The following is a 23440-nucleotide window of genomic DNA, read 5'->3' on the forward strand; positions in this document are numbered from 1 at the left end:
GCCGAGCGCGCAAAGGCTTGATGCCGTCGGACGCCCGCCCTAAAGCAGCCCCCAGCCTTTCGCCGCCTTTCTGGACAAAGACCCCATGCAGATTTTCCGTCGTCTTCTCGGTTCGAAATTTGGCGGCGTGTTCGCAATCGGATTTCTCGCGATCATCGCCTTTGCCTTCATCGCGGGCGATCTCACTGGCAACAACGTCAGTTTCGGCGGCAGCTCCAAGACGGAAGTCGCCAAGATCGGCGACCGCCCGCTGACCGTCGCCGAGTTGCAGAGCCGCACGCAGATGGTGTTCGAGCGGCAGCGGCAGGAAAATCCCGCGCTGACCATCGACCAGTTCTTGGCCCAAGGCGGCCTTAAGCGCGTGGCCGACGAGCTGATCTCCTCGCGCGCGCTGATTGCCTATGGCGAGAAACACGGGATGCGGGTGAGCAAGGCGCTCATCGATGCGGAGATCGCCCGCAATTCCGCCTTCACGGACGCGACCGGCAATTTCAGCGAGACGGTGTTCCGCCAGATGCTCGCCCAGCAGCGCGTCTCCGAGCAGGATCTGCGGGACGATATTGCCGCGCAGATCATCCAGCAGCAGCTGCTCCAGCCGGTGGGCGTGGGCACCAAGGCGCCGGCCAGCATGGTGCCGCCTTATGCCGCGATGCTGATCGAGGAACGCGCCGGCGAGATGTTCGCGATTTCCGCCGCCAGGTTCGCGCCGCAGACCGCGCCCACGGAGGCGCAGCTGCAGGATTATTACAAGCAGCATGGCAGCCAGTTCGCGATTCCCGAGCAGCGCCAGCTGCGCTACGCGCTGGTCAATCTCGCCCGCTTCGAGCCCCAGGCGACGCCGACCGACGCGGAAATCGCCGATCTCTACAAGAGCCGCCAGAGCCAGTTCGCCGGCCGCAAGACGCGCGATTTCAGCCAGCTGATCCTCGCGACGGAAGCGCTCGCCAAGGATGCCGCCGCCAAGGCGAAGGCCGGCCAGTCGCTGCAGGATGTCGCCAAGAGCCTCGGCCTCGCAGCCTCGCGCGTCGACGGCGTGGACGAGAAGCAGCTCGCCACGCAGATGAATGCGGAGATCGCCAACGCCGGCTTCGCCGCCGCGCAGGGCAGTATCGTCGGTCCGGTCCGCTCGCCCGCCGGCTGGGCAGTGTTGCGCGTGGAAGCCCAGCGTGACGTGCCGGGCAAGACGCTGGCCGAAGCGCGCGAGGAACTGTCCGCCGAAGTGCGCCAGATCAAGGAGCGCCAGCTCTTCAGCGAATTCCTGAACGATATGGATGGCCGCCTGGGCGCCGGCGCGACGCTGACCGACATCGCCAAGGAGCACAACCTCACCATCGTCGAGACGCCGCTGATCGTGCGCAACGGCCAGTCGCTGCGCGATCCGGCGTTCAAGCCCGACGCGACGCTGCAGGCGCTGCTCGAAGGCGGCTTTGCCGCGCGCCAGGATGACGATGCGCAGATCGTGCCGGTGAAGCCCGACGAGGAAGCCGCGCTGCTGACCGTGGCCGAAGTGGTGCCCGCCGGCCCGCCGCCCTTCGCGCAGGTGAAGCCGGCCGTGGAAGCGGCCTGGAAGCTGGCGCAGGGCGTTGGCAAGGCGCGTGAAATCGCCACGCAGCTCGCGGCGCAGTTGGGCAAGGGCGCCGAACCGGGGCCGCTGCTCGCCAAGCTCGGCATCGCCGACGCGCCGCGCCAGCCGCTCTCTGCGCGCCGCGCCGACATCAACCAGCAGGGCGGCCAGATCCCGCCGCCGCTCAAGGCGCTGTTCAGCATCCGCCAGGGCGGAACGCAGATGGTGCCGCTGGAGAATAATCAGGGCTTCATCGTCGTGCGGCTGGACAAGATCACGCAGAATGATCCCACGCAGGTGCCGCAGCTGATGCAATCCACCGCAGCGGGCCTCAGCAATGTGCTGGGCGGGGAATATGCGCAGCAGTTCGTCACGGCGATTCAGCAGGAGCTGGGCGTCAAGCGCAGCGAGGCCGCCATGGCGGCTGTGGAGCAGGAACTGCGCCGCGCCTATGGCGGCAGCGCGGAATAAGGCGGACCCGTTGACCATCGCGCAGGACAGCATCGACGCCGCACGCGCGGCCCTCTCCGCCGGGCGCTCCGCGCTCGTGTGGGCGCGGCTGATCGCGGATACAGAAACGCCGGTCTCCGCTGCACTCAAGCTGATCGAGCCGGAACGGGGCGACTTCATTCTCGAGTCGGTGGAGGGTGGCGCAGTACGCGGGCGCTACAGCCTGATCGGCATCGCGCCGGACCTCGTGTTTCGCGCCACTGGGCGCAGCGCCGAGATCAACCGCGACTGGCGGACCGACCGGACCGCCTTCACGCCGCTGGAGAGCGATCCCCTCGCCGCGTTGCGCGATCTGGTGGCGGAATGCCGTGCGGATGTCGACCCGGCGCTGCCGGCTGCGCTCGCCTGCCTCGTCGGCTATTTCGCTTATGAGACCTTCAGCCTGGTCGAAAAGCTGCCGCGTCCCGCCGACAATGGCCTCGGCACGCCAGACATGCTGTTTGTGCGCCCGACGGTGGTACTGGTGTTCGATCGGCTGGCCGATGCGCTCTACATCGTCGCGCCGACCTGGGCCGACCGGCTCGGCACCGGCGAGGCCGCCATCGACGCGCTGATCGATACGGCTGTGGGGCGCATCGAGGATGTCGCGGCGCAGCTCGCCCGGCCGCTCGCCGCGCAGACCAGTCAGGCCCCCGCCATCGATCTGGACGCGATCACGCCGACGCCGGTGATGGAGCCGGGCGCCTATGCGGACATGGTTAGTAAGGCCAAGGACTATATCGTCGCGGGCGACATCTTTCAGGTCGTGCTGGCGCAGCGCTTCACCACGCCCTTCCCGCTTCCGCCCATCGACCTCTACAGGGCGCTGCGGCGGATCAATCCCTCGCCCTTCCTCTACCATCTCGATCTGCCCGGCTTCGCGCTCACCGGCTCCAGCCCGGAGATTCTGGTCCGTGTGCGCGATCGGGAAGTGACGATCCGGCCCATCGCGGGCACCCGACCGCGCGGCAAGACGGCCAGCGAGGATGCCGAGAATCGCGATTCGCTGCTCGCCGATCCCAAGGAGCGCGCCGAGCATCTGATGCTGCTCGACCTGGGCCGCAACGATGTCGGCCGGGTTGCCAGCGCCGGATCAGTGAAGGTGACGGACAGCTACACCATCGAATTCTACAGCCATGTGATGCACATCGTCTCCAATGTCGTCGGCAAGCTCGACCCGAAGCACGATCCGCTCGATGCGCTGTTTGCGGGCTTCCCGGCCGGCACGGTCTCCGGTGCGCCCAAGGTGCGCGCCTGCGAGATCATCGCAGAACTGGAGCCGGAAACGCGCGGGCCTTATGCCGGCGGCGTCGGCTATTTCTCGCCGGACGGGAACATGGATAGCTGCATCGTTCTGCGCACCGCGCTGGTGAAGGACGGCGTGCTGCACGCGCAGGCGGGCGCCGGCATCGTCGCGGATTCCGAGCCGGCCTATGAACAGCGCGAATGCGAGCACAAGGCCGGCGCCCTGTTTGCGGCCGCGCGGGAAGCCGTGAAGGTCGCGCAGGACGGCCGCTTCGGGCAGTAATAGCCTGTTCTCAGCAATGCTGTGCTCCTGCGAAGGCAGGAGCCCAGGGCGGGTAGCGTCGTCCGTCGCGCCCTGGGTCCCTGCCTTCGCAGGGACACGATAGTTCTCAAATACCCCGATCAGCCCTTTGACCGCGCTACAAAGGCCCCCTTGGCACGATCCTTCACCACCTGATCCGCACGGAACACCGTGCCATTCATGGTGATGTAAACGCCCGGCGGGGCGATCTGCGCCGTTGCGAAGGCCATGCCGAGATTGAAGGTGGCGTCGCTCTCCGAGAAGCGCGCCGGGGCCAGCGCGCCGACCAGCACGATGGTCTTGCCGGGAATGCCCGCCAGCGCGGCGGCCGTGTCCGTCATCGTATCCGTGCCGTGGGTGATGACGATGCGCTCGGCGGGCGAGGCCGCAACCCGCGCCGCGATCAGCGCGCGATCATCGGCGGTCAGCTCCAGACTGTCCTTGCGGACCACTTCCTCGATCTCGACCGGCAGCTTCACCCGCGCGATCTCCAGCAGGCGCGCGAGGATCGACTCGCCGATCTGATATTCGCTCAGCGCATCGAAATAGAGCTTGTCGATGGTGCCGCCGGTGGTGAGCACATGGATGCGCGGGTCTTGCTGGGTCATGCCCGCGCTTATAACCGGTCGGTGCGGCCTTGTCCCGCTTGCGCGGTGGAGCGCCGGCCCGTAGAAGCCGGCCATGATCCTCGTCATCGACAATTATGACAGCTTCACCTGGAATCTCGTCCATTATCTGATGGAGCTGGGCGCTCAGGTCGAGGTGGTGCGCAACGATGCCATGTCGGCCGGACAGGCGATGTCCTCCGGTGCGGAAGCCTTTCTGCTTTCGCCCGGGCCCTGCACGCCCAATGAAGCCGGGATCAGCCTCGATCTCGTCGCGGCCTGCGCCGATGCCGGCAAGCCCTTGCTCGGCGTGTGCCTGGGCCATCAGACGATCGGCCAGCATTTCGGCGGCAAGGTGGTGCGTGGCGGCCTGATGCACGGCAAGACATCCCCGGTCACGCACGACGGCACCGGGCTTTTCGAAGGCCTGCCCTCGCCCTTCACGGCCACGCGTTATCACTCGCTGATCGTCGAGGACATTCCCGATTGCCTGCTGGTCAATGCCACCAGTAAAGATGGATCGGTGATGGCATTCCGCCACGCGAGCCTGCCCATCCACAGCGTGCAGTTCCATCCCGAGAGTATCGCGACCGAGCACGGCCACGCGATGCTGGCCAATTTCATGCGCCTCGCCGGAATGCCAGTGACCGCGCGCGCAACGGCCTGACCCGAAACCGTTCGTCCCGTTTGAGGGAACGCCCATTTATCTCCCACGTTGGTCGGCCATCATGCGAATGCGCCGCAACAGTGGAGAACATAGGTGAAAATCGACCCTGCGGCCGCGCTCGCCTTGGCCCTTCTACTAGCGGCCTGCAGCGGTCGCGATGACGCGGCCAATCAGCATCCCGATGAGCCTGCCGTCCAGCTGATCGCCCACCCCGGCTCTCAGGCCGCCAAGGGCAAGGCAGCACTGAATCTGACCGAACGCGAACTGCTCGATGCCGAACTGGTTGATACCGACGGCACGGAGCTGGGCGATGTGATCGCCCTGAAGCGCGGTCCCGGCGGTGCTGTCGAAGGGCTGGTGATCGCGGTCGAAGGCAGCGGGCCCGAGCAGCATGTCTATCTCCCCCTCGATGGTCTTGCGCCCCTGCGCGAGGGCGATGACTGGACGATCGTCACGAGCCTCACCCCGGCACAGATCGCCGCGCTGCCCAAGGCCAATCCTGACCCGCCGACCGGCCAGCCCGCAGCTGCCACCGCCGGTTCGGCGCCGTCTCACGGAGCAGCCAACGTCCGTTGAGGGCAAGCGCCGGCCAGGTCTGGCGCCCGCGACAATCCACCTAATATTAACGCCGGGCTGATAGGACGCCCCTGTCCGATCCCGGTGCGGCTGCCATGGTTGCCGCTTGTTCACGCTCCAGCGGCGAGTTAATAGGTGCCACAAAGTACGACAATCCGATCCATGTTGCTCGACAAGATGAGGGGGATGTTCAGGCAGCCGATGGCCGGGCATATACTGGCCGCAATCTTCCCGCTGCACATGTAATGATTTGTAGGCATCTTGCCTCGCCCACCGCTTTCTAGGATGACAGGCTCGATCGGGGGATCGCCGGGCCTTCAACCGAGAACCGATTTTTACCACTTCACGCTTGTTCTGGAGACTATGGATGTCACTGCTGAGGAACGTCTCGCTCGTTGCGCTCGCTTCCCTTTCCCTCACGATCGCCGGCTGCGAGAAAAAAGCCGAAGGTCAGGTCGTGGCCGTGGTCAATGGTGAGGAAATCACCCTGACCGAACTGAACGCCGAGATCGCCGATCTCAACGTCCCTGCCAGCGCCGACAAGGACATGGTGCGCAGCCGCGTGCTGCAGCGCATGGTCGACCGCCGGCTGCTGGTTCAGGCCGCCAAGGAAGCCGGGCTGGACCGCGACCCTGAATATCTGACGCAGGAGCGCCGGATGCGCGAGCAGCTGCTCGTCAACCTGTACGGCCGCAAGACGATGGACACGGTCAAGGTGCCGGATAACGCCGCCATCGACAAATATATCAGCGAGCGCCCCAACGCCTTCGCGCAGCGCAAGCGCTTCGCCCTCGAGCAGCTGCAGATGGATCCGCCGTCCAAGCCGGATGGCCTCAAGGAGCTGGAAACCGCCAAGACGCTCGATGAGGTCGCATCCCGCCTGACCGCCATGGGCATCGCCTTCGAGCGTGGCCGTGGCTCGCTCGACACCGCCGTGATCGATCCGCAAATGCTGGCCCGCATCGAGGCGCTGCCCCCGGGCGAGCCGTTCATCGTGCCGGCCAATGGCAAGCTGGTCGTGAGCGTGATCACCGGCAGCGAAGCGACCCCGGTTCCGCAGGAGCAGGCCCGCCAGATCGCCGCGCAGGCCATGCGCAACGAGGAGCTGAACAAGATCGGCGAATCGCGCCTGAAGGAAGCCAAGGCCAAGGCCAAGATCGAGTATCAGCCGGGCTATGCACCCAAGGACGATGCCAAGGCCGCCGGCGCCCTGCCCGCAGCCGGCAACGCCGCGGCGCCCGCCGCCAAGTAACGGCGAGGCGTTTTCCGCACGATATGAGGGGAGGAGGCACCAGCCTCCTCTCCACCCCCTCGAAGCGTCGACGCGCCAGTCGCCAGACGCGGGAATGAAGGCATGATGACCCTCGACTCTCTGGCTTGGCTCATCATTGCCATACCCGTGCTCCTGCTGGCCGTGCTGGCCGTGGAGCTGGCCCTGGGCCTGATCGCCGGCCGCCCGGCAAGGCCGCGCACTGCCGCCCCCCACAGCGCCATCATCCTCATGCCCGCCCATAATGAGGCCGCCGGCATTGCCCGTACCATCGCGCTGCTCCAGCCGGCGCTGGATGTGCATATCCGCCTCATCGTCATTGCCGACAATTGCACGGACGACACCGCCGCCGCCGCGCGCGCGGCTGGGGCACAGGTTATCGAGCGCAATGACCCCAGCCAGCGCGGCAAGGGCCATGCGCTGGCCTTCGGGCGGGACTGGATCAAGGCCTCGACCGACGCCCCGCCGCCGGATTGTATTGTGGTGCTGGACGCCGACTGCGAAATCGACGGAGCGTCTCTGCGCGCGCTGATCGACGCGACCTGCGTCCGCCAGCGCCCGGTGCAGAGCTGCTACCTGCTCCGCTCAGCCGCCGAGGACGGCGCGATGACGCAGATTTCCAACTTTGCGATGCTCATCAAGAATCGCGTCCGCCAGCGCGGCGCCTCTGTTCTGGGATCGCCCGCCATTCTCGGCGGCACCGGCATGGCCTTCCCCTGGGCATTGATCGAGTCGGCGCCGCTGGCGACGAGCCACCTGGTCGAAGACCTTGTGCTCGGCCTCCATTTCGCGCGAGCGGGCGCAGCGCCCCGCTATCTGGAGGGCGCGACGACCTGGAGCGACCCTGCGAGCCAGAGCGACACGCTCACACAGCGGGCGCGCTGGGAGCATGGCTATATCCAGACCGCCTTGCAGCAAGGCGCACCGGTCGTTCTTGAAGGCATTGCCAAGGCCAAGCCCAGCCTCGCCTGGTTCGGCCTGAGCCTGCTCGTGCCGCCGCTGGCCCTGTTGATGAGCCTGAGCCTGATCGCGCTTGTGGTGAGCGCCGGGCTCGCGCTGCTGGGCGCCACCACTGCCGCGCCTGCTACGCTGGCGGGGTTGCTCGCACTGGTCGCGCTGCTGCTGGCCTTCGCCTGGATGCGCGATGGGCGCGACACGGTCTCGGCCGCAACGCTGGCGCGCATCCCGCTCTACATTCTATGGAAAATCCCCGTCTATCTACGACTGGTCAAGAAGCGCGAGACAGAATGGGTGCGCACGCGCCGCAAGGGCGAGTGATGAAGCGGGGCGCCAAACCGGTGCCCTGAACCGCTCAACAGCCTCGCATTGATGATCTTTCAACTTGCATTGGCCGCCGCAAAGCGCGCTATGATGGCAGGGCGCCAGCGGGTGAAGGAGAGGGCATGACGGGGACGAGCGAAGCGACGAGCGCGCGCGGCTGGGGCGGGTTCCTGCTGATCCTCATCGCGCTGATGGTCGAAGGCTTCGACCTGCAGGCCGCCAATTTCGCCGCGCCCTCCATTCTGGAAGATTTTGGCGTAGGCCGCGCCGAGATCGGACCGCTGCTCTCCGCCAGCCTGTTCGGCGTGCTGATCGGCGCCGTGTTCATCGGGCCGCAGGGCGACCGGCTGGGCCGCCGGACGATCCTGATCAGTTGCTGCATCGGCTATGGCATCATGTCGCTGGTGGGCGCGCTGGCGACGAACCTCACGCAACTCATCGTGCTGCGCTTTCTCATCGGGATCGGCCTTGGCGCCGTGCTGCCCAATGCGTTGGCGCTGGCCGGCGAACTGGCGCCACGCAAATATCTCGCGCGGGCGACGGCGCTGGTCGGCATCGGCATCACCTTTGGCGGGGTGCTTGCCGGCATCGCTGCCGCCAAGCTGCTTGCGCCTTATGGCTGGCAGAGCCTGTTCATCCTCGGCGGTCTCCTGCCCATCGCAATTGCGGCGCTGCTCTGGATCGGACTGCCGGAAAGCCCGGTGCTCAACCGCGCACAGCACCCTGCACCGGGCGAGCGCGGGCTTTCGGCCATTCTTTCCCCTGCTCAGCGCGCCCGCACGATCGCGATCTGGATCATCTTCGCGCTGGTGCTGATGGTCGTCTATCTGGTGAGCGGCTGGGTGCCCCTGCTGGTCAAGGATCAGGGCTATTCGACGACCACCGCCTCGTGGATCGCCACCGGCACCCATGCCGGCGGCGTGGTCGGCGGTGTGGTCGCCAGCCTACTGCTGGTGCGCCGCAACTGGTCGGTCGTGGCGCTGTTCGCAGGGCTTGGCGCGCTTACCCTGGCGATCATCACGGTGCATGATTGGGGCATTGTCGGCCTCACCGTGTTGCTCGTGCTGGTCGGCCTGTTCAGCACTGGCACGCAGAATGGCCTCAATGGCTCATGCGGCGCCACCTACCCCGCGACCATGCGCGCCTCCGGCCTTGGCTGGGCGCTCGGCATGGGGCGCGTTGGCTCGATCGCCGGGCCGCTGGTCGGCTCACTCGCGGTGCTGCTCGGCCTCTCGGCGCCACGCACCTTCTTCATCCTGCCGGTCATCCCGCTGGTGATAGCTGCCGCGCTGGCGCTCTGGCTCGCCCGCCGGACCGGGCCTGCCGCCCCCGAGACCAGCGCTCAGGACAGCCCGGCTCCCCTTTCCGCCCCCATCATGGAGACTGCCCGATGACGAAGATGCGCAAGATCGCCACCGAAGAAGCCTGGTCGATCCCCGAGGTCGCTCATGCCCTGCGGGATGTGACGCGCGGGCCATCGCAAAGCCTCGACAAGCTGCTCGTCGGTGGCATCTACGATCCGCCAGAAAATGCGACCGGCTATGCCGCGATGAACTTCCTCGATGGCCTGCTCGATATCGAGGAAAAGCGCCTGCCGGAGATGGACGCGCTGGGCGTGGACATGCACCTGCTCTCGCTCACCGCGCCGGGCGTGCAGATGTTCGATGCCGACACGGCGACCGATCTGGCCGCGCTCGCCAATGACCGGCTGGCCGAGATCTGCCGCAAGCGTCCCGACCGCTTCGCCGGCCTGGCCAGTTTTGCCCCCCACAGCCCGAAGCGCGCGGCAAAGGAAATGGAGCGAGCGATCAACGACCTCAAGCTCAACGGCTTCATCCTCAACAGCCACACCCATGGCGAATATCTGGACGATCCCAAATATTGGCCCTGCCTCGAAGCCGCCGAAGCGCTCGACGCCTGCATTTACATCCACCCCCGCGCTGCCTCCGACACGCTGAAGGGGCCTTTGCAGGATTACGGCATGGACAGCGCCATGTGGGGCTATGGCGTCGAGGTCGGCACGCATGTCGTGCGGATGATGGCCAGCGGCGTGTTCGATGCCTTCCCCAAGCTCAAGATCTGCATCGGCCATATGGGCGAGGCGATTCCCTTCTGGATCTGGCGCATCAATTTCATGAACACCCGCGCCCAGAAGATCAGCCGCGCGCCGAAGACGAAACTGAGCATCGCGGAATATTTCCAGCAGAATTTCGTGGTGACGACGAGCGGCGTCGAAGACCCGCTGGCACTGCGCTACACCATCGACAAGCTCGGCATCGACAATGTGCTCTGGGCGATCGATTACCCCTATCAGCCGCAGCAACCGGCGGTGGATTTCATGGATGCGGCGCCGGTGACGGAGGCGGAGCGCCACGCGCTGTACCACGGCAATGCCGAGCGCATCTTCCACATCGCGCCGCTCACCGACTGACGGCGCTCATTGAGCGCAGAAAAAAGGGCCGGGCGTCATCGACGTCTGGCCCTTTTTTGCATCTTTCAATCCGATCAGAAGTCGACCGAGAGCGACGCTTTGTAGGTGCGCGGCGCGCCCTGCAGGAGTTGGGGGCTGAACGCATCGAAGGCGGAAGCCCAGTACCGCTCATTGGCGACATTATCGACGTTGAAGCGGAAGGTGACCGGCTGCGAACCCAACACCGCGACATAGCGCGCGCCAAGATCGACGCGCGTCCATTCTGGCAGGCGCAGGGTGTTGGCATTGTCTGCCATCTGCTTGCCGGTGTGGACGACGCGCCCGGTGAGCGTGAGGCCGGGGACAAATGCGGTGTCCCACTCGAGTCCGGCGTTCACGAGATAGTCCGGAATGCCCGGCACGCTGTTGCCTTCATTGACGCCATTCAGCGTCTCGCGGAACTTGGCTTCATTCACCGAGGCACCGGCGATGAGGTACAGGCCCTTCGTCAGTTCGCCATCCAGTGAGACCTCGATGCCCCGATTGCGCTGCTTGCCATAGGCGCCGTAGCGCAGCAGGCCCGACCCTTCCGGATCGGGGATCGCATAAGCGCTGGGCTTATCGGTCTGGTAAAAGGCGAGCGAAGCCGCGATGCCGCCGATGTTGAGCTTGCCGCCAAACTCATATTGGGTGGACCTGAACGGCGCCAGCACCTCACCACGATTGATGACGGTCGCCTCGTTCGGCGCGGTGGCGCCGCGCTGCAGGCCCTCGATGCGATTGGCGAAGAGCGACAGGCCCTCCACCGGCTTGATAACGAGACCAGCGACCGGGGTCAGCTCGCTTTCGTCATAGGTGGAGGTGAGAGCGCCGCCGAACGCAGAATAGCTCCTGCTCTTGATCGCCTGAATGCGAACGCCGCCGGTGAGCAAAACGCGGTCATCCAAGAAACCAAGCGTGTTGGATGCGAACACGCTCGCCAAACGACTGCGCTCGATCGGGAAGGGATCGTCAAGATTGCCGCCAACCGGGAAAGAAAGCGTCGAGGACCGGGGAAGCACGACCGGATTGTAGATATTCGTTGTGCCACTCGACGTATAAAACGCATAGGCGTTACGATTGGTGAGCCAGTTCACCGAGCCGCCGATATTGGCTTGACTGCTCACGACATCATTGCCGAACTTGGCGCGCAGGCCGGCCTGAACGCTCTCATTGTTATCGGTGCGGGGGATGTACGAACTCGAATAATCCGCAGCGCCGGTGACGGCGTCCGCCAAGACGATGCTGCCGTAGATGCCATGCTCGCTGCTGTCGCGCGCGCCGGCCGAGGCATAAAACAGCACGTCGTCGGCGAGGTCATATTCCAACTTGGCGATGCCGAAAATGTCGCGCGCCGTGGTGTAGGTCCATGGCTGGGCATAGTTGGTGTCGGGCGCGGGTACGGCCGGAATGGCGCCAGCGAAACGCAGCTTGGGCCGCAGGCTGCGCACATGCATCCGCTGATAGGCCACATCCAACGACATGCGCAGCGGCCCGGAATTATAGTCGAACGCGCCGCCGACCAGATAGGTGCTGCGGAACTCGTCGTCGATAGCGACATCGCCGCGACGGGCCACGGCATTCAGCCGCACGCCGAACGCACCGCCGCCAAAGCGCTGGCCGACATCAAGGCTGCCGCCGAAATGCTCGCTGGACGTATAATTCAGCGTCGCGCGCTTCAGGCCGTCCGCCGTTGCCCGCTTGGGGACGAGGTTGACGCTGCCGCCAAGGCCGCCGCCACCGGGCGCAGCGCCATTGAGGAAGGCGCTCGCGCCGTTCAGCACCTGTACCGACTCGTAAAGCTCCGGTGCGACGAGCTGGCGGGGGACGATGCCATAGAGGCCGTCAAAACCGACATCGTCGCTGGCCAGCGTAAAGCCGCGAATGACGAACACTTCCTGCGCGTTGCCAAAGCCGTAGGTCGTGCGGACCGAGGGATCGTTCTCCAGCACCTGTCCGAGCGTCTGCGGCTGCTGGTTGAGGATGAGCGCCGCGTTATAGCTCTTCACGCTGAACGGCACATTCTCGGCGGACTGGTTGCCGAGCACGCCGACGCTTCCCTCGCGGCTCACCTGCGTGCGATTCTCGCGCTGCGCCGTGACGATGATCTCGCTGGCCTCCTGCGCCGCGGCAGGCATGGCCACCGCGGCGACCGAGGCGATCAGCGCAGCTTTCAACATTTGGCTGGAACGATGGAAATTCATGCGTCTTTTCCCTTTGAAACGCGCTTGCATGCGCGGCTTGTTCTCATGATCGGCGATATCGGAAAGCCCAGAGGGTGGCGGCGAGAGGCGCGGCCAGCGCGATCCAGGACAAAGCGTCGGCCCAGCCATCGCCGGTCAGCGCGCTGACCAGACCGACGATGCTGAGCAGGGCGAGGGCGAGCGGCATCGCGAAGATGCGGCCGAGCGGCGTGCGGCGGCTCATTCGGCTGGCGCCACAAGGCCGCCGCTCTCGACCTCCCGCACACGGGCCGCCAGCGGGGCGCGACGCTTGCCGAGCCAGAGGTAGAGGCCAGAGCCGAGCACGACGATGGTGAACAGCGTCAACGCCGCCCACAGCAACTTGAGCGGCAGCCCGCCATAATCGCCAAAGTGCAGCGGCTGCGAATAGAGCAAGGCCAGCGTGTACCAGGGCATCGGCCGCACATCGGTCAGTTCGCCCGTCTCAGCATCGATGAGCGCCGGCGTGAGGGCGCGCTGGGTGAGCGGCGTGTTACCCTGGAAGAACACCGCATAATGATGCTTGCTGCTGTACGAGCCGCCCGGAAAGGCGATGAATTGGGGATTGTTGCCGGGCAACGCCTGCCGGGCGGCGGCCATGGCCTTGTCCAGCGAACCATAGCGCTCGGGCGGCAAGGCCGGGCGACCGGCATAAGCGCCGGTCATCTCGGCGAGTTCGTTCATCTGCCACACCTTGATGATCGGCGTCGCCAGCGCGTTGATGACCCCGGTCAGGCCCACGACACTCATCCAGGCCAGCGCCACGATGCCGAGCAGATTGTGGTAATCCAGCCATTTGAGCCGGCGGCTGCGGCTGACCCGGATCGTGCCAAAGTCCAGCTTGCGCATGAAAGGCGCGTAAAGGACCACGCCCGAGACGATGGCGGCGAAGAAGAGCACGCCCATCGCGCCGAGGAACAGCATGCCCGGCAAGCCCAGGAACATGTCGGTATGGAGTTGCAGGAGGAAGTGCATCACGCCCTCCTCGACCACTTGCCCCGCCGGCTCCCCGGTCACGCGGTTGAAGAGCTGGATGGTCATGGCACTGCCCGGCGAATCCGGTGCCGGGGCAGTGGTGACCGTGAGGATCGGCGTCTCATTGTCGAAGGCCATGAACACCGGCACCTCGCCCGGTCGCGCGGCCAGTGCCTTGCCGAGCATGACATCCAGCGGCTGCAGGCCCGGCCCGTCGCCGGACGAGCCCGCCCCCTGCATCGCCGGTGCTTCCCCGGTCATCACCTCGATTTCGTCATGGAAAATCAGCGGCAAGCCGGTCAGGCAGAGCATCAGCAGGAACGCCGTGCAAATCAGGCTCGTCCATTTATGGACGAGATACCAGATGCGGAGACTGCGCGTTCTCAACGAGACACAAACCTTGATATTGCGAGCGATTTGCATGGGCGCTTAATAGGAAGCCCTCGCAATTGCAACATGAGCCGGCGGCAATTTGGCGCATAAGTCCCCCGTCGATTGGCGCGGACGGGTTGTCGCGCGAACAGCACAGCCAACCAGCCCTTGCCCCCACGCCGTCCATGGCTATGACGGCGCGGTGACCTCTTCAATCGTGATCGGGACGGATGCGCATGGCGCGCCGGTGCCCATGGACATGGAAGAACTGCTGGCCACCCGGCTGCTCGTTCAGGGCAATAGCGGGTCGGGAAAGTCGCATCTGCTGCGCCGGATGCTAGAGGAAAGCGCCGGCCTGCTGCAGCAGGTGGTGATCGATCCGGAAGGCGATTTCGTCACGCTGGCCGAGCCGTTCGGCCACATTGTCATCAACGGCGCGGCACATAATCCCGGCGAGATCGAGACGCTGGCGGCCAAGGTCCGGGCGCGCCGCGCCTCCGTGGTGCTGGCGCTGGACGAGCTGGAGCTGGAAGCGCAGATGCGCTGCGCCGCTCAGTTCATCGCTGCCTTGTTCGATGCGCCCCGCGAGCATTGGTATCCCGCTTTGGTGGTGGTCGACGAGGCCCAGATGTTCGCCCCAGCCGCCGCCGGCGAAGTGGCCGATGATATCCGCCGCATGTCGCTCGCGGCGATGACCAACCTGATGTGCCGAGGCCGCAAGCGCGGCCTCGCCGGCGTGATCGCCACCCAGCGCCTTGCCAAGCTGGCGAAGAATGTGGCGGCGGAAGCCTCGAACTTCCTGATGGGGCGCACCTTCCTCGACATCGACATGGCGCGCGCCGCCGACCTGCTCGGCATGGAACGGCGGCAGGCCGAGCAGATCCGCGACCTGGAGCGCGGGCGCTTCCTCGCGCTCGGCCCGGCGATCAGCCGCCGCCCCGTTTCCGTGAGGATCGGCGCGGTGAAGACCAGCGCACGGACCTCTTCCCATTCCCTCATTCCCCTGCCCGGCGAGCCGACCAGCGACCTTGAGGATCTGCTCGCGCCGCAACCTGGCGAGGAGCAGCCCGAACTGTTCGCCGCGCTGATCGCGCCGCCCCCGGCCGTCGACAACAGCGCCCGGCTGGAGCGCGAAGACCCGCCCACTGCCGAGGGCCCCTTGTCTGTGGATGAAGAGTCGGCCGTCGAGACAGCCAGTCCTGCCGCCACCGAGACGCCGGACCGCCCTGCCCGCGAGCCGGTGATCCGCGCGGTTTTGGCCGACATGGCTGCGGAAGAAGACTGCACCTATCGCTCGACCGCCGCGCTATTCCAGGATTTCGCGGTGCGCTGCCGGATGCAGCGGATCGGCAATCCCGGCATCGATCTGCTCAGCTTTCGCCGGCGCTTCGCGGTCGCCGTGGCGGGTGGCGAGGAGGATGAAGACCCGCGCTGGCAGGCCGCGCTCGCGCTCTCCAGCCGGGTGCAGGACGATGTGCTCGCGCCGTTCCTGCTCATCGCCCGCGCCGCAATCAAAGGGCAGCCCTGCCCCGACGACGAAGCGCTGGCCCGCGCCTATGGCACGCGCTCGGTAGGTCGAATCCGGCGGTTGCTGGATTATCTGGAGAAGGGTGACCTCATTGTCGTGCGGACCGACTTCGGTGGGCGGCGCTCGGTTGGCATTCCCGAACTCGGACTGACCACCGCCCCCGCTGAAGGCTGACCGCCGCCAGGATGGCGCTAAGCAGCGGCTGGCGGAGACTTTTGCATCGCCTCATAGGCCCGGCGCAGCAGTTGCTGCAGCGTCTTCACCTCTTCCTCAGACAAGGCATCATGAATCGGCTGCTCGACGTCCTGGGCGCGGGCGATCATCTGCGCGGCAAGGCGCTGGCCTTCGGGCGTGAGCGACAGCGTGTTGCGCCGCCGGTCCCGCGTCGAGCGCATCCGGCGGGCAAGACCGCGGGCTTCCAGATCGTCGATGATCGCCACCATCGCCGAGTCGTCCATCGCAACTTCCCGCGCGATTTCGGATTGGGAGCAATCGGGATTCGCCTCGATCAGTGCCATGGTAGAGAGGGCGCCGTGGCGAAGGCCGAAGGACGAATAGACGTCCACGATCCGCACCGACAGCTCATTCCGTAACAGCCGAACGACTGTGCCCACTGCCTGATCGAGCGCACCCCAGTTCAGGCCGGTCTCCTCCGGCCGCTTCCCGTCTTTCATAACACTCCCCTTCGACCCGGTGCCTTATTTGGCTTGCCGCTTGTGTAACTTATAGCAATGATTGTGGTGCCCGACTATTTGGATCGTGGACCAAAGGGCTATTCAAAAAAGGCGATGCTCCGGCATTCGATGCTCTCGCGCGGCACCGGGTCGGGCAGGCTGTCATCCCAAAATGCCGTGTGCGGCACCCGCCAGGCGCCGCTGCGGTCGCTATCGTGGAATTTGAACAGCAGGGCTTCATCCCGCACCATGTTGGAGAAATACCACCAGCGGTGAGCGGGATTGTGCCGGAAGATGTGCGCAGCCGGTTGGCGGTCATCGTCCATCGGCGCGAACATGGCGTCGCCTTCGGGGATCTTGTCGACGATCCACAGGATATTGGTGGTGCCCTCATCATCGCCGACACTGCGCGCATCGCACAGGGCCAGCGGACAATCGTGTGGCGGCGGCGAATAGCTGCGCCAGAAGCTGGAGACGATGAACCGGCGGAACCCCGGCCCGTCCGGACGGGCCTTGCGGTAGGCGATCTCGGCGGCGCGCTGCTGCCGGGCGGGATCGGTATCGACGTGCACCTCGCCAGCAGGCGGCTGTACGCCCTCGGCATGGCGATAGGGCGCGTCCAGCTTCTTCTGCCGGCAGGCAAGATCGCCGGACGTGCGGATCATCCAGCCACCGACGACGACGAGATCGGCGCCTGTCGCCTGTTGGACATAGCGGGAGACCTCGCCCGGGTAGACGCGATTGACCTCGTCCCGGTCGGTGAAATCGGCGACGTCACTCGGCGCATCGAGCAGCACGAAGCCCTGCCGATCGAGCGTAAAATGCGGGCGGATGGCGCGCGCGTCACGGATCGTGACGGGGAATGGCCCGTAGCGGCCGGTGTTCACTTCCACCCCGGCGGAGACGAACCGCCGATTGATCGCGGGGCCGGGCAGCAGATATTGAAGCTGCGCCTCGACGCTGCGCACCGTGGCTTCGGGATCCATGACCTCATTACTCATTATCTGCTCTCCTAAGCGACGCCCGACTCTTTTGCCGCACCATGGCAGGCTATCCCGCTCCCCCGCAAGCGCCTGCATCGGCAACTATTCTTCGGCGCCTCTTGGCGAACGCGCGCCCGCCTGTCATGGCTGGCGCGGGATGAGTTTGACTAACAATCCATCGGAGGGGGAGGCCAGCATAGCGTCGGACGACGCCGCGGCCTTGCGTCGCTCGCAGCTGGCCGCCATCGTTCTGGCCGCGACGTCCTTCATGGTCGCCATCGATCTGATGGTGCTGCTCACTGCCCTGCCGCGCATGGCGCAGGACTTTGCCGTGCCGCTGACCCTGCTGAGCGCGACAATCACCATCTACATTCTCGTCACCGTGCTGGTACTGCCGATCAGCGATTGGGTGGGCAAGCGCTTCGGCACCCGCCGGGTCTGCACGCTCGCCATTCTTGGGTTCGTGCTGGCCTCGCTGGGGGCTGGCCTGTCGCCCAATCTTCCGGTCTTTCTGGCGATGCGGATGTGTCAGGCGGCCTTTGGCACCCTGATCGTGCCGGTCGGCAGCATCGCCCTGCTCAGCATTACGCCCAAGCGCTATCTCGTGACAGCGATGACGATCAGTTCCACCCCGGCCCTGATCGCGCCGGTGATCGGCCCGCCCATCGGCGGCCTCATCACCACCTTTCTGGACTGGCGCTGGGTGTTCTTCCTGAACGTGCCCACAGGTCTCCTCGCCTTTGTCCTCACCCTGCGCTTCATCCCCAATATCCATGCTGTGGAGCGAAGGCCCTTTGACGGGCGCGGCTTTGCGCTGGTCGGCGGGTTCCTGGCCTGCATCATTGCCGGATTCGAGCGGCTGGGCGCCAAGGGCGGCGGCTGGCAGCAAGGGCTGCCGCTGATCGCGCTCGGGATTTTCCTGGGCTGGCTGTGCTGGCGACACATCCGCCGCGTGCCCCACCCGGTCGTTCCGCTCGATGCGCTGCGCCACCGCAGTTTCTTCGTTTCCACGATCGGCGCGGGAATGCCGGCGCGCACGGCCTTCATGGCGACGGCGTTCATTATCCCGCTGATGATGCAGGTCGGCCTCGGCCTCACCGCCTTTCAAGCCGGGCTGCTGCTGCTCGCTCAGAATGCCGGCGACCTGGCGCTCAAGGCGATCGCCACGCCCTCGGTACGGTGGCTCGGCATCCGGATGGCGCTGACCAGCGGGGTGGTGACCATGGCGCTCTCCTTTGCCGCCTGCGCGCTGCTGACCCCGACCATGCCATTCTGGCTGCTGGTGGCAATCATGGTCTTCGTCGGCATGGCCCGCTCGGTCCACATGACCGCGATCATGGCGCTGCGCTTTGCCGACGTGCCGCAAAGCGAAGTCGGCGGGGCGACTGTGCTCGGCAATATCGCCAACCAGATTTCGCAAGCGCTAGCGATTTCCGCCGCGGCCGCCCTGCTCAACCTGCTCTCGCTTGGTGTCGCGGAACCGACCCTCGCCGATTTCCAGATCGCCATGCTCGTCTTTGCCGGCCTCGCGCTGGCCGCCGCGCCTTTCTATGCCCGTCTTGCGAAGGACACCGGCGCCGCCGTGACCGGGCGCGAGACGCGGGGCCTGCGCGCGATCCGTAACGAGGAGGTTTAGATGGGCGCTACAGCCTCAGCGTGGCACCGCGGCTTTTCCGTCTGCGTCAAAGCGTGGCTCTATCTCAGTCAAAGCCTCGCTTCGGGCAAAAGGATAGTGAGCTTCCTAGCCAACGGACGGACGGGGCGCTCCATGAGAGCCTCGCGCCGCGTCGTCTGGCTGCCGGTCATTGCGTCTCGACGGCGACAGCCGCCCGACCTTTCCGCCTGACAGAGGCGGGCAGGCGGCTCGCGCGGGGACGAAGAAACGACCGGCAAAGCGAAGAGGAGGGGAGATTCACCAATGAACAAAGTTCGTCATAACCGCGCACGCACCGTGTCGCGCATGGCGCTGAGCGCCGGAACCATGTTGTCCGGCGCGCTGATGCTCGCAATGCCCGCAATGGCCCAGACCGCCGCGCCGCAGGGCGCCGCCGAGGGCAATGTCGACGACATCATCGTCACCGCGCAGATGCGTGCGCAGAATGTGCAGGACATTCCGCTGGCAATCACCGCCATCAGCGGCGACCAGCTCGAAGCGCGCAGCCAGACGCGCCTGACCGACATCACCGCGCAGGCACCGAACGTCATCCTGCAGCAGAACCCCTCTGGCTCGGGCAATTCGATGCGCGCCTATATCCGTGGCGTGGGTCAGGGCGATGCCAGCCCCTCGGTCGAGCCAGGCGTGGGCATCTATGTCGACGATATCTATTTCGGCACGGTCACGGCCTCGGCTTTCGACCTGACCGACCTCGAGCGCGTCGAAGTGCTGCGCGGCCCCCAGGGCACGCTGGCCGGCATGAACTCGCTGGGCGGCGCGGTGAAGCTCTACTCGCGCAAGCCCGAAGGCCGAGGCGGCTATGTCGAACTGACCGCCGGCTCGCTCAACCGCCGCGACATCAAGGCGAGCGCCGACTTCACCGTGGTGCCCGATGCCGTGTTCGCCCGCATCACTGGCGTGTCACGCAACCGCGATGGCCATGTCACGCGCTACGATTATGCCTGCCTCAATCCCAATGATCCCTATGTGCAGCCGGGCACCAGCGTGGTGCAGCCGGGCGGCGCGGCGATCCCCAGCCTGGCATCGGGCGGCAATTGCAAGCTCGGCACGCTGGGCGGCCAGAGCATGTACGCCGTGCGCGGATCCTTGCGGATTGCGCCGGTCGGCAGCCCGCTGGAGATCAACCTGTCGGGCGATTACACCCACGACACCTCCACGACGCAGGCCTCCGTGCTCATCGCCAGCGCCGAGCTGACTGGGCGGCAAAATAACAGCATTCCCTATCAGGGCGCGCCGTTCGACAACCGCTTCGTGACCTACGGCCAGTATCGTCGCGCCGGCGCGGTGCTGAACGATCCCTATGCGACCTACGCCAACTTCTACGATCCGGGCGTGACCTATCGCGCGGCGACGACGGCGTCTGCGGGTGGCCCCGGCACGGCCGGCGCGCCCAATGGCCCAACCTATGCCGAACCCCTGAGCGGTGTGAAAGGCTGGGGCGTGTCCGCCGAGATCAACTACACGCTGGGCGACAATCTCGCGCTCAAGTCGATCACCGGCTACCGCAAATATGATTCGCGCAGCTCGGACGACAACGACAACTCGCCGATTGCCTTCATCGGCGGCGTCTACAGCGACTTCTCGCACAAGCAGTTCAGCCAGGAACTGCGCCTCTCGGGCAAGGTGCTGGACGATGCGATCTCCTTCACCATCGGCGGTTTCTATTATGATGCGGACACGCGCTATAACGCCCGCATCCACACGCCGTTCTCGGGCTTCGGCGAATATGCCGTTTCCCCCTGCGGTGGCGCGCTCCCGGCGTGCGTGATCGCCAAGCCGACCTTCTCGTTCATCAACGACGATACCGCCAGCCTGCGCACCTATGCCGGCTTCGGTAACGTTGCGTGGAACATCACGCCGGCCCTGACGCTGGAAGCCGGCATCCGCGTGAGCCACGAGAAGAAGGACTATCTCTACAACCGCCTCAACCCCAATGGGGTCGGCGACTATCTGCCGCTCAGCAACGCTACCAATCCGCTGACCGGCCAAGTGGGTACCTACAAGGAAACGCTGACCGACTATCGTGCGGCGCTCTCCTACAAGATCACGCCCGACATCATGGCCTATGCGCAGTTCGCGACCGGCTTCAAGGGCGGCGGCGTGGCACCCCGTCCGTACAGCTTCCAGCAGATCCGGCCGTTCGGCGCGGAAAAGCTGAAGTCCTATGAAATCGGTATCAAGGCGGACCTGTTCGACCGGCTGCTGCGGATCAACGCCAGCGGCTTCCGCATGGACTATACCGACTATCAGGGTATTCCGCAGGTCTGCCTCGACTCCAACAACAATCCGCTCCCGGTCAACCAGGGCGGCGTACCCGGCCTGTGCGGCCAGTATCTGAATATCGGCGATGCCCGCGTGAACGGCTTCGAGCTGGAAACCACGCTGCGCCCGGTCGAGGGTTTCACCATCGACGGTTCGCTCAGCCTCACCGACTTCAAGTTCACCTCCATCAACTATCCCACGACCTCCATCGTCGTCGGCGCGAGCCGGCCCGGCGTGGGCAAGTGGAAGTGGAGCCTGGGCGCGCAGTATCAGGCTGATCTGGGTGATGTTGGCACGCTGACGCCGCGCATCGACGTCTCCTATACGGACGGCTATTGCGGCGACTTCCTCTGCACACCGATCGCCATCGTGGACAGCTACACGCTGGCCAATGCCCGCTTGACCTATGAGACGGTGGACAAGGACTGGTCGGTCGCGCTGGAAGTGACAAACCTGTTCGACAAGCTGGTCTATCTCAACAAGTTCACGAACGCCTGGTACGCGACGGCTCAGCCCGGCCTGCCGCGCCAGTGGGCCGTGACCGTGCGCCGCAAGTTCTGATCAGGCGGTGCGCAACACAGATTGATCCGATAGAAAGAGGAGGAGAGGGGCAACCCTCTCCTCTTTGTCGCTGGGGCGACAGCAGAATGATAAATTGGGAGAGTGGCATGACATATTGGCGGACCGGTTCGAGCGCATTTCTTCTGTCCCTGCTGGCGATGACCGCCCCAGCGACCCTCCAGGCCCAGCCGAGTTCAGCGCCGCCCCCGGGAGTCGGCGCCGATCTCGCCGCACAGGCTGCCGTCCAGATGATGGAAGAAAGCCGGGCGCCAGACAGCACGGGCACCGGGCCATACAAGGCCATCAAGCGGCAATATGAGAATTTCCCCGGCTTCGTCGTCTATCAGCCCGCCGATCTGAGTGCACTCGGCGTTCGCAAGATGCCGGTCTATGTGTTCGGCAACGGCGCCTGCACCGAAGACGGCGCCTCATCCCGCCAGCATTTGCTGGAGGTCGCCTCCCATGGCTATCTCGTCATCGCGCCGGGCGGCATCTACAGCGGCCCGGGCGTGACCGTCACGCCGCAGAGCTGGGAGCAGCATCGCGACAAGACGCGCTACCAGCAGCTGGGGCAGGCCATCGACTGGGCTGCGGCCGAGAATGGCCGCGCGGGCAGCCCATTCAAGGGCAAGATCGACACTGCGCATGTCGCGGCCTCCGGCTATTCCTGTGGCGGCATTCAGGCGCTCAAATATGCCGGCGACAAGCGCGTCAGCACCTTCGTCATCATGAACAGCGGCATCATGAACGGGCCGGTCCCGGGCGGCTCGGGCGAGATGTCTGCGCAGAAGAGCCTGCTCCAGAAGATCGACAAGCCGACCCTCTATGTGCTCGGCGGCAAGACGGACATCGCCTACCCCAATGGCATGGACGATTATGCGCGGCTCACCCACATCCCCTCCGCCGTGATCAACACCGACGTGACGCACGCCGGCACCTATGCCGAGCCGAATGGCGGACGCGCGGCGCAGGCAGTGGTGGCGTGGCTCGACTGGCAATTGCGCGGCGACAAGTCGGCGCGAGCGTGGTTCGTCGGCGATGACTGCAAGCTGTGCAGCGATCCTGCGTGGACGATCGAGAGCCGCAAGCTGGACACGCTGCCATGAGCCGGTTGTTGCGGGCAGCGCTGGCGCTGGCGCTGATCGCGCCCGGGGCGGCGTCGGCGCAGCAGGGTGATGCTCCTGACAGAGCGCTCGCCCAGCGCGTGCAGGTGCTGGAAGACCGCGAGGCGATCCGCCGCGTGATCATCGCTTATGGCGAATATCTCGATGCGCGCGATTATGCCGGCTATGCCGGGCTTTTCGCCAGCGACGGGACTTGGTCCGGCGGGCTGGGCAGCGCCACCGGGCCGGCGGCGATCCAGAAGCTGCTTGAGGAGAAGCTGGGCAAGCCGGAAGCGGGCTTCGTCAACAAGCGCAGCTTCCACCTCGTCACCACCGAGGTGATTGACGTGACCGGCGACACCGCCATCGCTCGCTCCCGCTACATGTTCTACACCGCCGACGGGGAGGGCCGCCCCGCGACCACGCTGGCCGGGCGCTATGTCGATCATTTCGTGCGCGAGAACGGCGCCTGGAAGATCAAGACGCGGACCAGCCATGGCGTGATCCCATGGCGCGATGGCGACAATCCAGAGCGCCCGCCGCTGCCGCCGCAATTGCACGGCGCCGTGAAGAACTGAGGGGGGCAGGACGACGTCGCCGGCTCGCCCTCACCGTTCGTCATTCCCGCGAACGCGGGA

Annotated in this window: 19 protein-coding genes; 13 read left to right on the forward strand and 6 right to left on the reverse strand. The window is 65.6% G+C overall.

Features of this window, described 5'->3' with window-relative positions; all coding sequences use genetic code 11:
* Positions 1 to 85 precede the first annotated feature (85 nt).
* The gene (locus M2337_RS00590; RefSeq protein ID WP_264571259.1) at positions 86 to 2035 is read left to right on the forward strand and encodes a peptidylprolyl isomerase; all 1950 of its coding nucleotides are present in this window, start codon (positions 86 to 88) and stop codon (positions 2033 to 2035) included.
* Between the two features lie 10 nt (positions 2036 to 2045).
* Positions 2046 to 3581 carry an anthranilate synthase component I family protein gene (locus M2337_RS00595; protein WP_413716211.1) on the forward strand — a complete coding sequence of 512 codons (1536 nt, stop codon included), beginning with the start codon at positions 2046 to 2048 and terminating at the stop codon, positions 3579 to 3581.
* Positions 3582 to 3700: 119 nt separating this feature from the next.
* Here M2337_RS00595 and M2337_RS00600 read toward each other — a convergent pair whose 3' ends face one another.
* On the reverse strand, positions 3701 to 4207 hold the full coding sequence (locus M2337_RS00600; protein WP_264571261.1) for an asparaginase: 507 nt from the start codon (positions 4205 to 4207) through the stop codon (positions 3701 to 3703).
* Between the two features lie 73 nt (positions 4208 to 4280).
* On the opposite strand from M2337_RS00600, the gene M2337_RS00605 reads away from it, so the two are divergent.
* The 6 genes from M2337_RS00605 (at position 4281) to M2337_RS00630 (ending at position 10429) form a co-directional block, all read left to right on the forward strand.
* The gene (locus tag M2337_RS00605) at positions 4281 to 4871 is read left to right on the forward strand and encodes an anthranilate synthase component II (RefSeq protein ID WP_264571262.1); all 591 of its coding nucleotides are present in this window, start codon (positions 4281 to 4283) and stop codon (positions 4869 to 4871) included.
* Positions 4872 to 4964: 93 nt separating this feature from the next.
* Positions 4965 to 5447, forward strand: a complete 483-nt coding sequence (locus M2337_RS00610) for a PRC-barrel domain-containing protein (protein ID WP_264571263.1) — start codon at positions 4965 to 4967, stop codon at positions 5445 to 5447.
* 367 nt (positions 5448 to 5814) lie between these two features.
* Positions 5815 to 6699 (forward strand): EpsD family peptidyl-prolyl cis-trans isomerase, encoded by an 885-nt coding sequence (locus M2337_RS00615; protein WP_181560593.1) that lies wholly within the window; start codon positions 5815 to 5817, stop codon positions 6697 to 6699.
* 102 nt (positions 6700 to 6801) lie between these two features.
* Positions 6802 to 7995 carry a glycosyltransferase family 2 protein gene (locus tag M2337_RS00620; RefSeq protein WP_264571264.1) on the forward strand — a complete coding sequence of 398 codons (1194 nt, stop codon included), beginning with the start codon at positions 6802 to 6804 and terminating at the stop codon, positions 7993 to 7995.
* Positions 7996 to 8120: 125 nt separating this feature from the next.
* Complete coding sequence (locus M2337_RS00625; protein ID WP_264571265.1) at positions 8121 to 9392, forward strand: MFS transporter; 1272 nt, start codon at positions 8121 to 8123, stop codon at positions 9390 to 9392.
* Positions 9389 to 10429 carry an amidohydrolase family protein gene (locus tag M2337_RS00630; protein ID WP_264571266.1) on the forward strand — a complete coding sequence of 347 codons (1041 nt, stop codon included), beginning with the start codon at positions 9389 to 9391 and terminating at the stop codon, positions 10427 to 10429. The genes M2337_RS00625 and M2337_RS00630 overlap by 4 nt, the downstream gene beginning before the upstream one ends.
* 74 nt (positions 10430 to 10503) lie before the next feature.
* On the opposite strand, the gene M2337_RS00635 is transcribed toward M2337_RS00630, so the two are convergent.
* From M2337_RS00635 to M2337_RS00645, 3 genes are read right to left on the reverse strand one after another with little or no spacing between them, the layout of a single operon-like run.
* Positions 10504 to 12651 carry a TonB-dependent receptor gene (locus M2337_RS00635; protein ID WP_264571267.1) on the reverse strand — a complete coding sequence of 716 codons (2148 nt, stop codon included), beginning with the start codon at positions 12649 to 12651 and terminating at the stop codon, positions 10504 to 10506.
* Between the two features lie 43 nt (positions 12652 to 12694).
* Positions 12695 to 12874, reverse strand: coding sequence for a hypothetical protein (locus M2337_RS00640; protein ID WP_181560596.1), 180 nt, complete (start codon positions 12872 to 12874; stop codon positions 12695 to 12697).
* The gene (locus M2337_RS00645) at positions 12871 to 14031 is read right to left on the reverse strand and encodes a PepSY-associated TM helix domain-containing protein (protein WP_264571268.1); all 1161 of its coding nucleotides are present in this window, start codon (positions 14029 to 14031) and stop codon (positions 12871 to 12873) included. The genes M2337_RS00640 and M2337_RS00645 overlap by 4 nt, the downstream gene beginning before the upstream one ends.
* A gap of 187 nt (positions 14032 to 14218) precedes the next feature.
* Between M2337_RS00645 and M2337_RS00650 the strand changes: the two genes are divergently transcribed.
* Positions 14219 to 15718, forward strand: a complete 1500-nt coding sequence (locus tag M2337_RS00650) for an ATP-binding protein (protein ID WP_264571269.1) — start codon at positions 14219 to 14221, stop codon at positions 15716 to 15718.
* A 17-nt stretch (positions 15719 to 15735) separates the two neighbouring features.
* Here M2337_RS00650 and M2337_RS00655 read toward each other — a convergent pair whose 3' ends face one another.
* Positions 15736 to 16218: a MarR family winged helix-turn-helix transcriptional regulator gene (locus M2337_RS00655; RefSeq protein ID WP_264571270.1), complete on the reverse strand. Its 483-nt coding sequence runs from the start codon at positions 16216 to 16218 to the stop codon at positions 15736 to 15738.
* A gap of 98 nt (positions 16219 to 16316) precedes the next feature.
* Positions 16317 to 17219, reverse strand: coding sequence for a CmcJ/NvfI family oxidoreductase (locus M2337_RS00660; protein ID WP_264571271.1), 903 nt, complete (start codon positions 17217 to 17219; stop codon positions 16317 to 16319).
* Between the two features lie 139 nt (positions 17220 to 17358).
* Here M2337_RS00660 and M2337_RS00665 point away from each other — a divergent pair, with 139 nt between their 5' ends.
* The 4 genes from M2337_RS00665 to M2337_RS00680 all read left to right on the forward strand — a co-directional run bounded on the left by M2337_RS00665 (position 17359) and on the right by M2337_RS00680 (position 23380).
* A complete protein-coding gene (locus M2337_RS00665; RefSeq protein ID WP_264571272.1) occupies positions 17359 to 18837 on the forward strand; it encodes an MFS transporter in 1479 nt (492 codons plus the stop codon).
* A 282-nt stretch (positions 18838 to 19119) separates the two neighbouring features.
* Complete coding sequence (locus M2337_RS00670) at positions 19120 to 21699, forward strand: TonB-dependent receptor (protein ID WP_264571273.1); 2580 nt, start codon at positions 19120 to 19122, stop codon at positions 21697 to 21699.
* Between the two features lie 107 nt (positions 21700 to 21806).
* Positions 21807 to 22805, forward strand: a complete 999-nt coding sequence (locus tag M2337_RS00675; RefSeq protein ID WP_264571274.1) for a hypothetical protein — start codon at positions 21807 to 21809, stop codon at positions 22803 to 22805.
* Positions 22802 to 23380, forward strand: a complete 579-nt coding sequence (locus M2337_RS00680; protein WP_264571275.1) for a nuclear transport factor 2 family protein — start codon at positions 22802 to 22804, stop codon at positions 23378 to 23380. Before M2337_RS00675 ends, M2337_RS00680 begins: the two co-directional genes overlap by 4 nt.
* The last annotated feature ends 60 nt before the right edge of the window (positions 23381 to 23440 follow it).

The organism is Sphingobium sp. B2D3A, from assembly GCF_025961795.1.
GTDB lineage: Bacteria > Pseudomonadota > Alphaproteobacteria > Sphingomonadales > Sphingomonadaceae > Sphingobium.

Coding starts and splice junctions, on each gene's coding strand:
- M2337_RS00635 (WP_264571267.1), bottom strand. CDS start 12,651: ATGAATTTCCATCGTTCCAGCCAAATGTTGAAAGCTGCGCTGATCGCC.
- M2337_RS00630 (WP_264571266.1), top strand. CDS start 9,389: ATGACGAAGATGCGCAAGATCGCCACCGAAGAAGCCTGGTCGATCCCC.
- M2337_RS00625 (WP_264571265.1), top strand. CDS start 8,121: ATGACGGGGACGAGCGAAGCGACGAGCGCGCGCGGCTGGGGCGGGTTC.
- M2337_RS00605 (WP_264571262.1), top strand. CDS start 4,281: ATGATCCTCGTCATCGACAATTATGACAGCTTCACCTGGAATCTCGTC.
- M2337_RS00615 (WP_181560593.1), top strand. CDS start 5,815: ATGTCACTGCTGAGGAACGTCTCGCTCGTTGCGCTCGCTTCCCTTTCC.
- M2337_RS00590 (WP_264571259.1), top strand. CDS start 86: ATGCAGATTTTCCGTCGTCTTCTCGGTTCGAAATTTGGCGGCGTGTTC.
- M2337_RS00655 (WP_264571270.1), bottom strand. CDS start 16,218: ATGAAAGACGGGAAGCGGCCGGAGGAGACCGGCCTGAACTGGGGTGCG.
- M2337_RS00620 (WP_264571264.1), top strand. CDS start 6,802: ATGATGACCCTCGACTCTCTGGCTTGGCTCATCATTGCCATACCCGTG.
- M2337_RS00665 (WP_264571272.1), top strand. CDS start 17,359: ATGAGTTTGACTAACAATCCATCGGAGGGGGAGGCCAGCATAGCGTCG.
- M2337_RS00675 (WP_264571274.1), top strand. CDS start 21,807: ATGACATATTGGCGGACCGGTTCGAGCGCATTTCTTCTGTCCCTGCTG.
- M2337_RS00680 (WP_264571275.1), top strand. CDS start 22,802: ATGAGCCGGTTGTTGCGGGCAGCGCTGGCGCTGGCGCTGATCGCGCCC.
- M2337_RS00600 (WP_264571261.1), bottom strand. CDS start 4,207: ATGACCCAGCAAGACCCGCGCATCCATGTGCTCACCACCGGCGGCACC.
- M2337_RS00640 (WP_181560596.1), bottom strand. CDS start 12,874: ATGAGCCGCCGCACGCCGCTCGGCCGCATCTTCGCGATGCCGCTCGCC.
- M2337_RS00670 (WP_264571273.1), top strand. CDS start 19,120: ATGAACAAAGTTCGTCATAACCGCGCACGCACCGTGTCGCGCATGGCG.
- M2337_RS00660 (WP_264571271.1), bottom strand. CDS start 17,219: ATGAGTAATGAGGTCATGGATCCCGAAGCCACGGTGCGCAGCGTCGAG.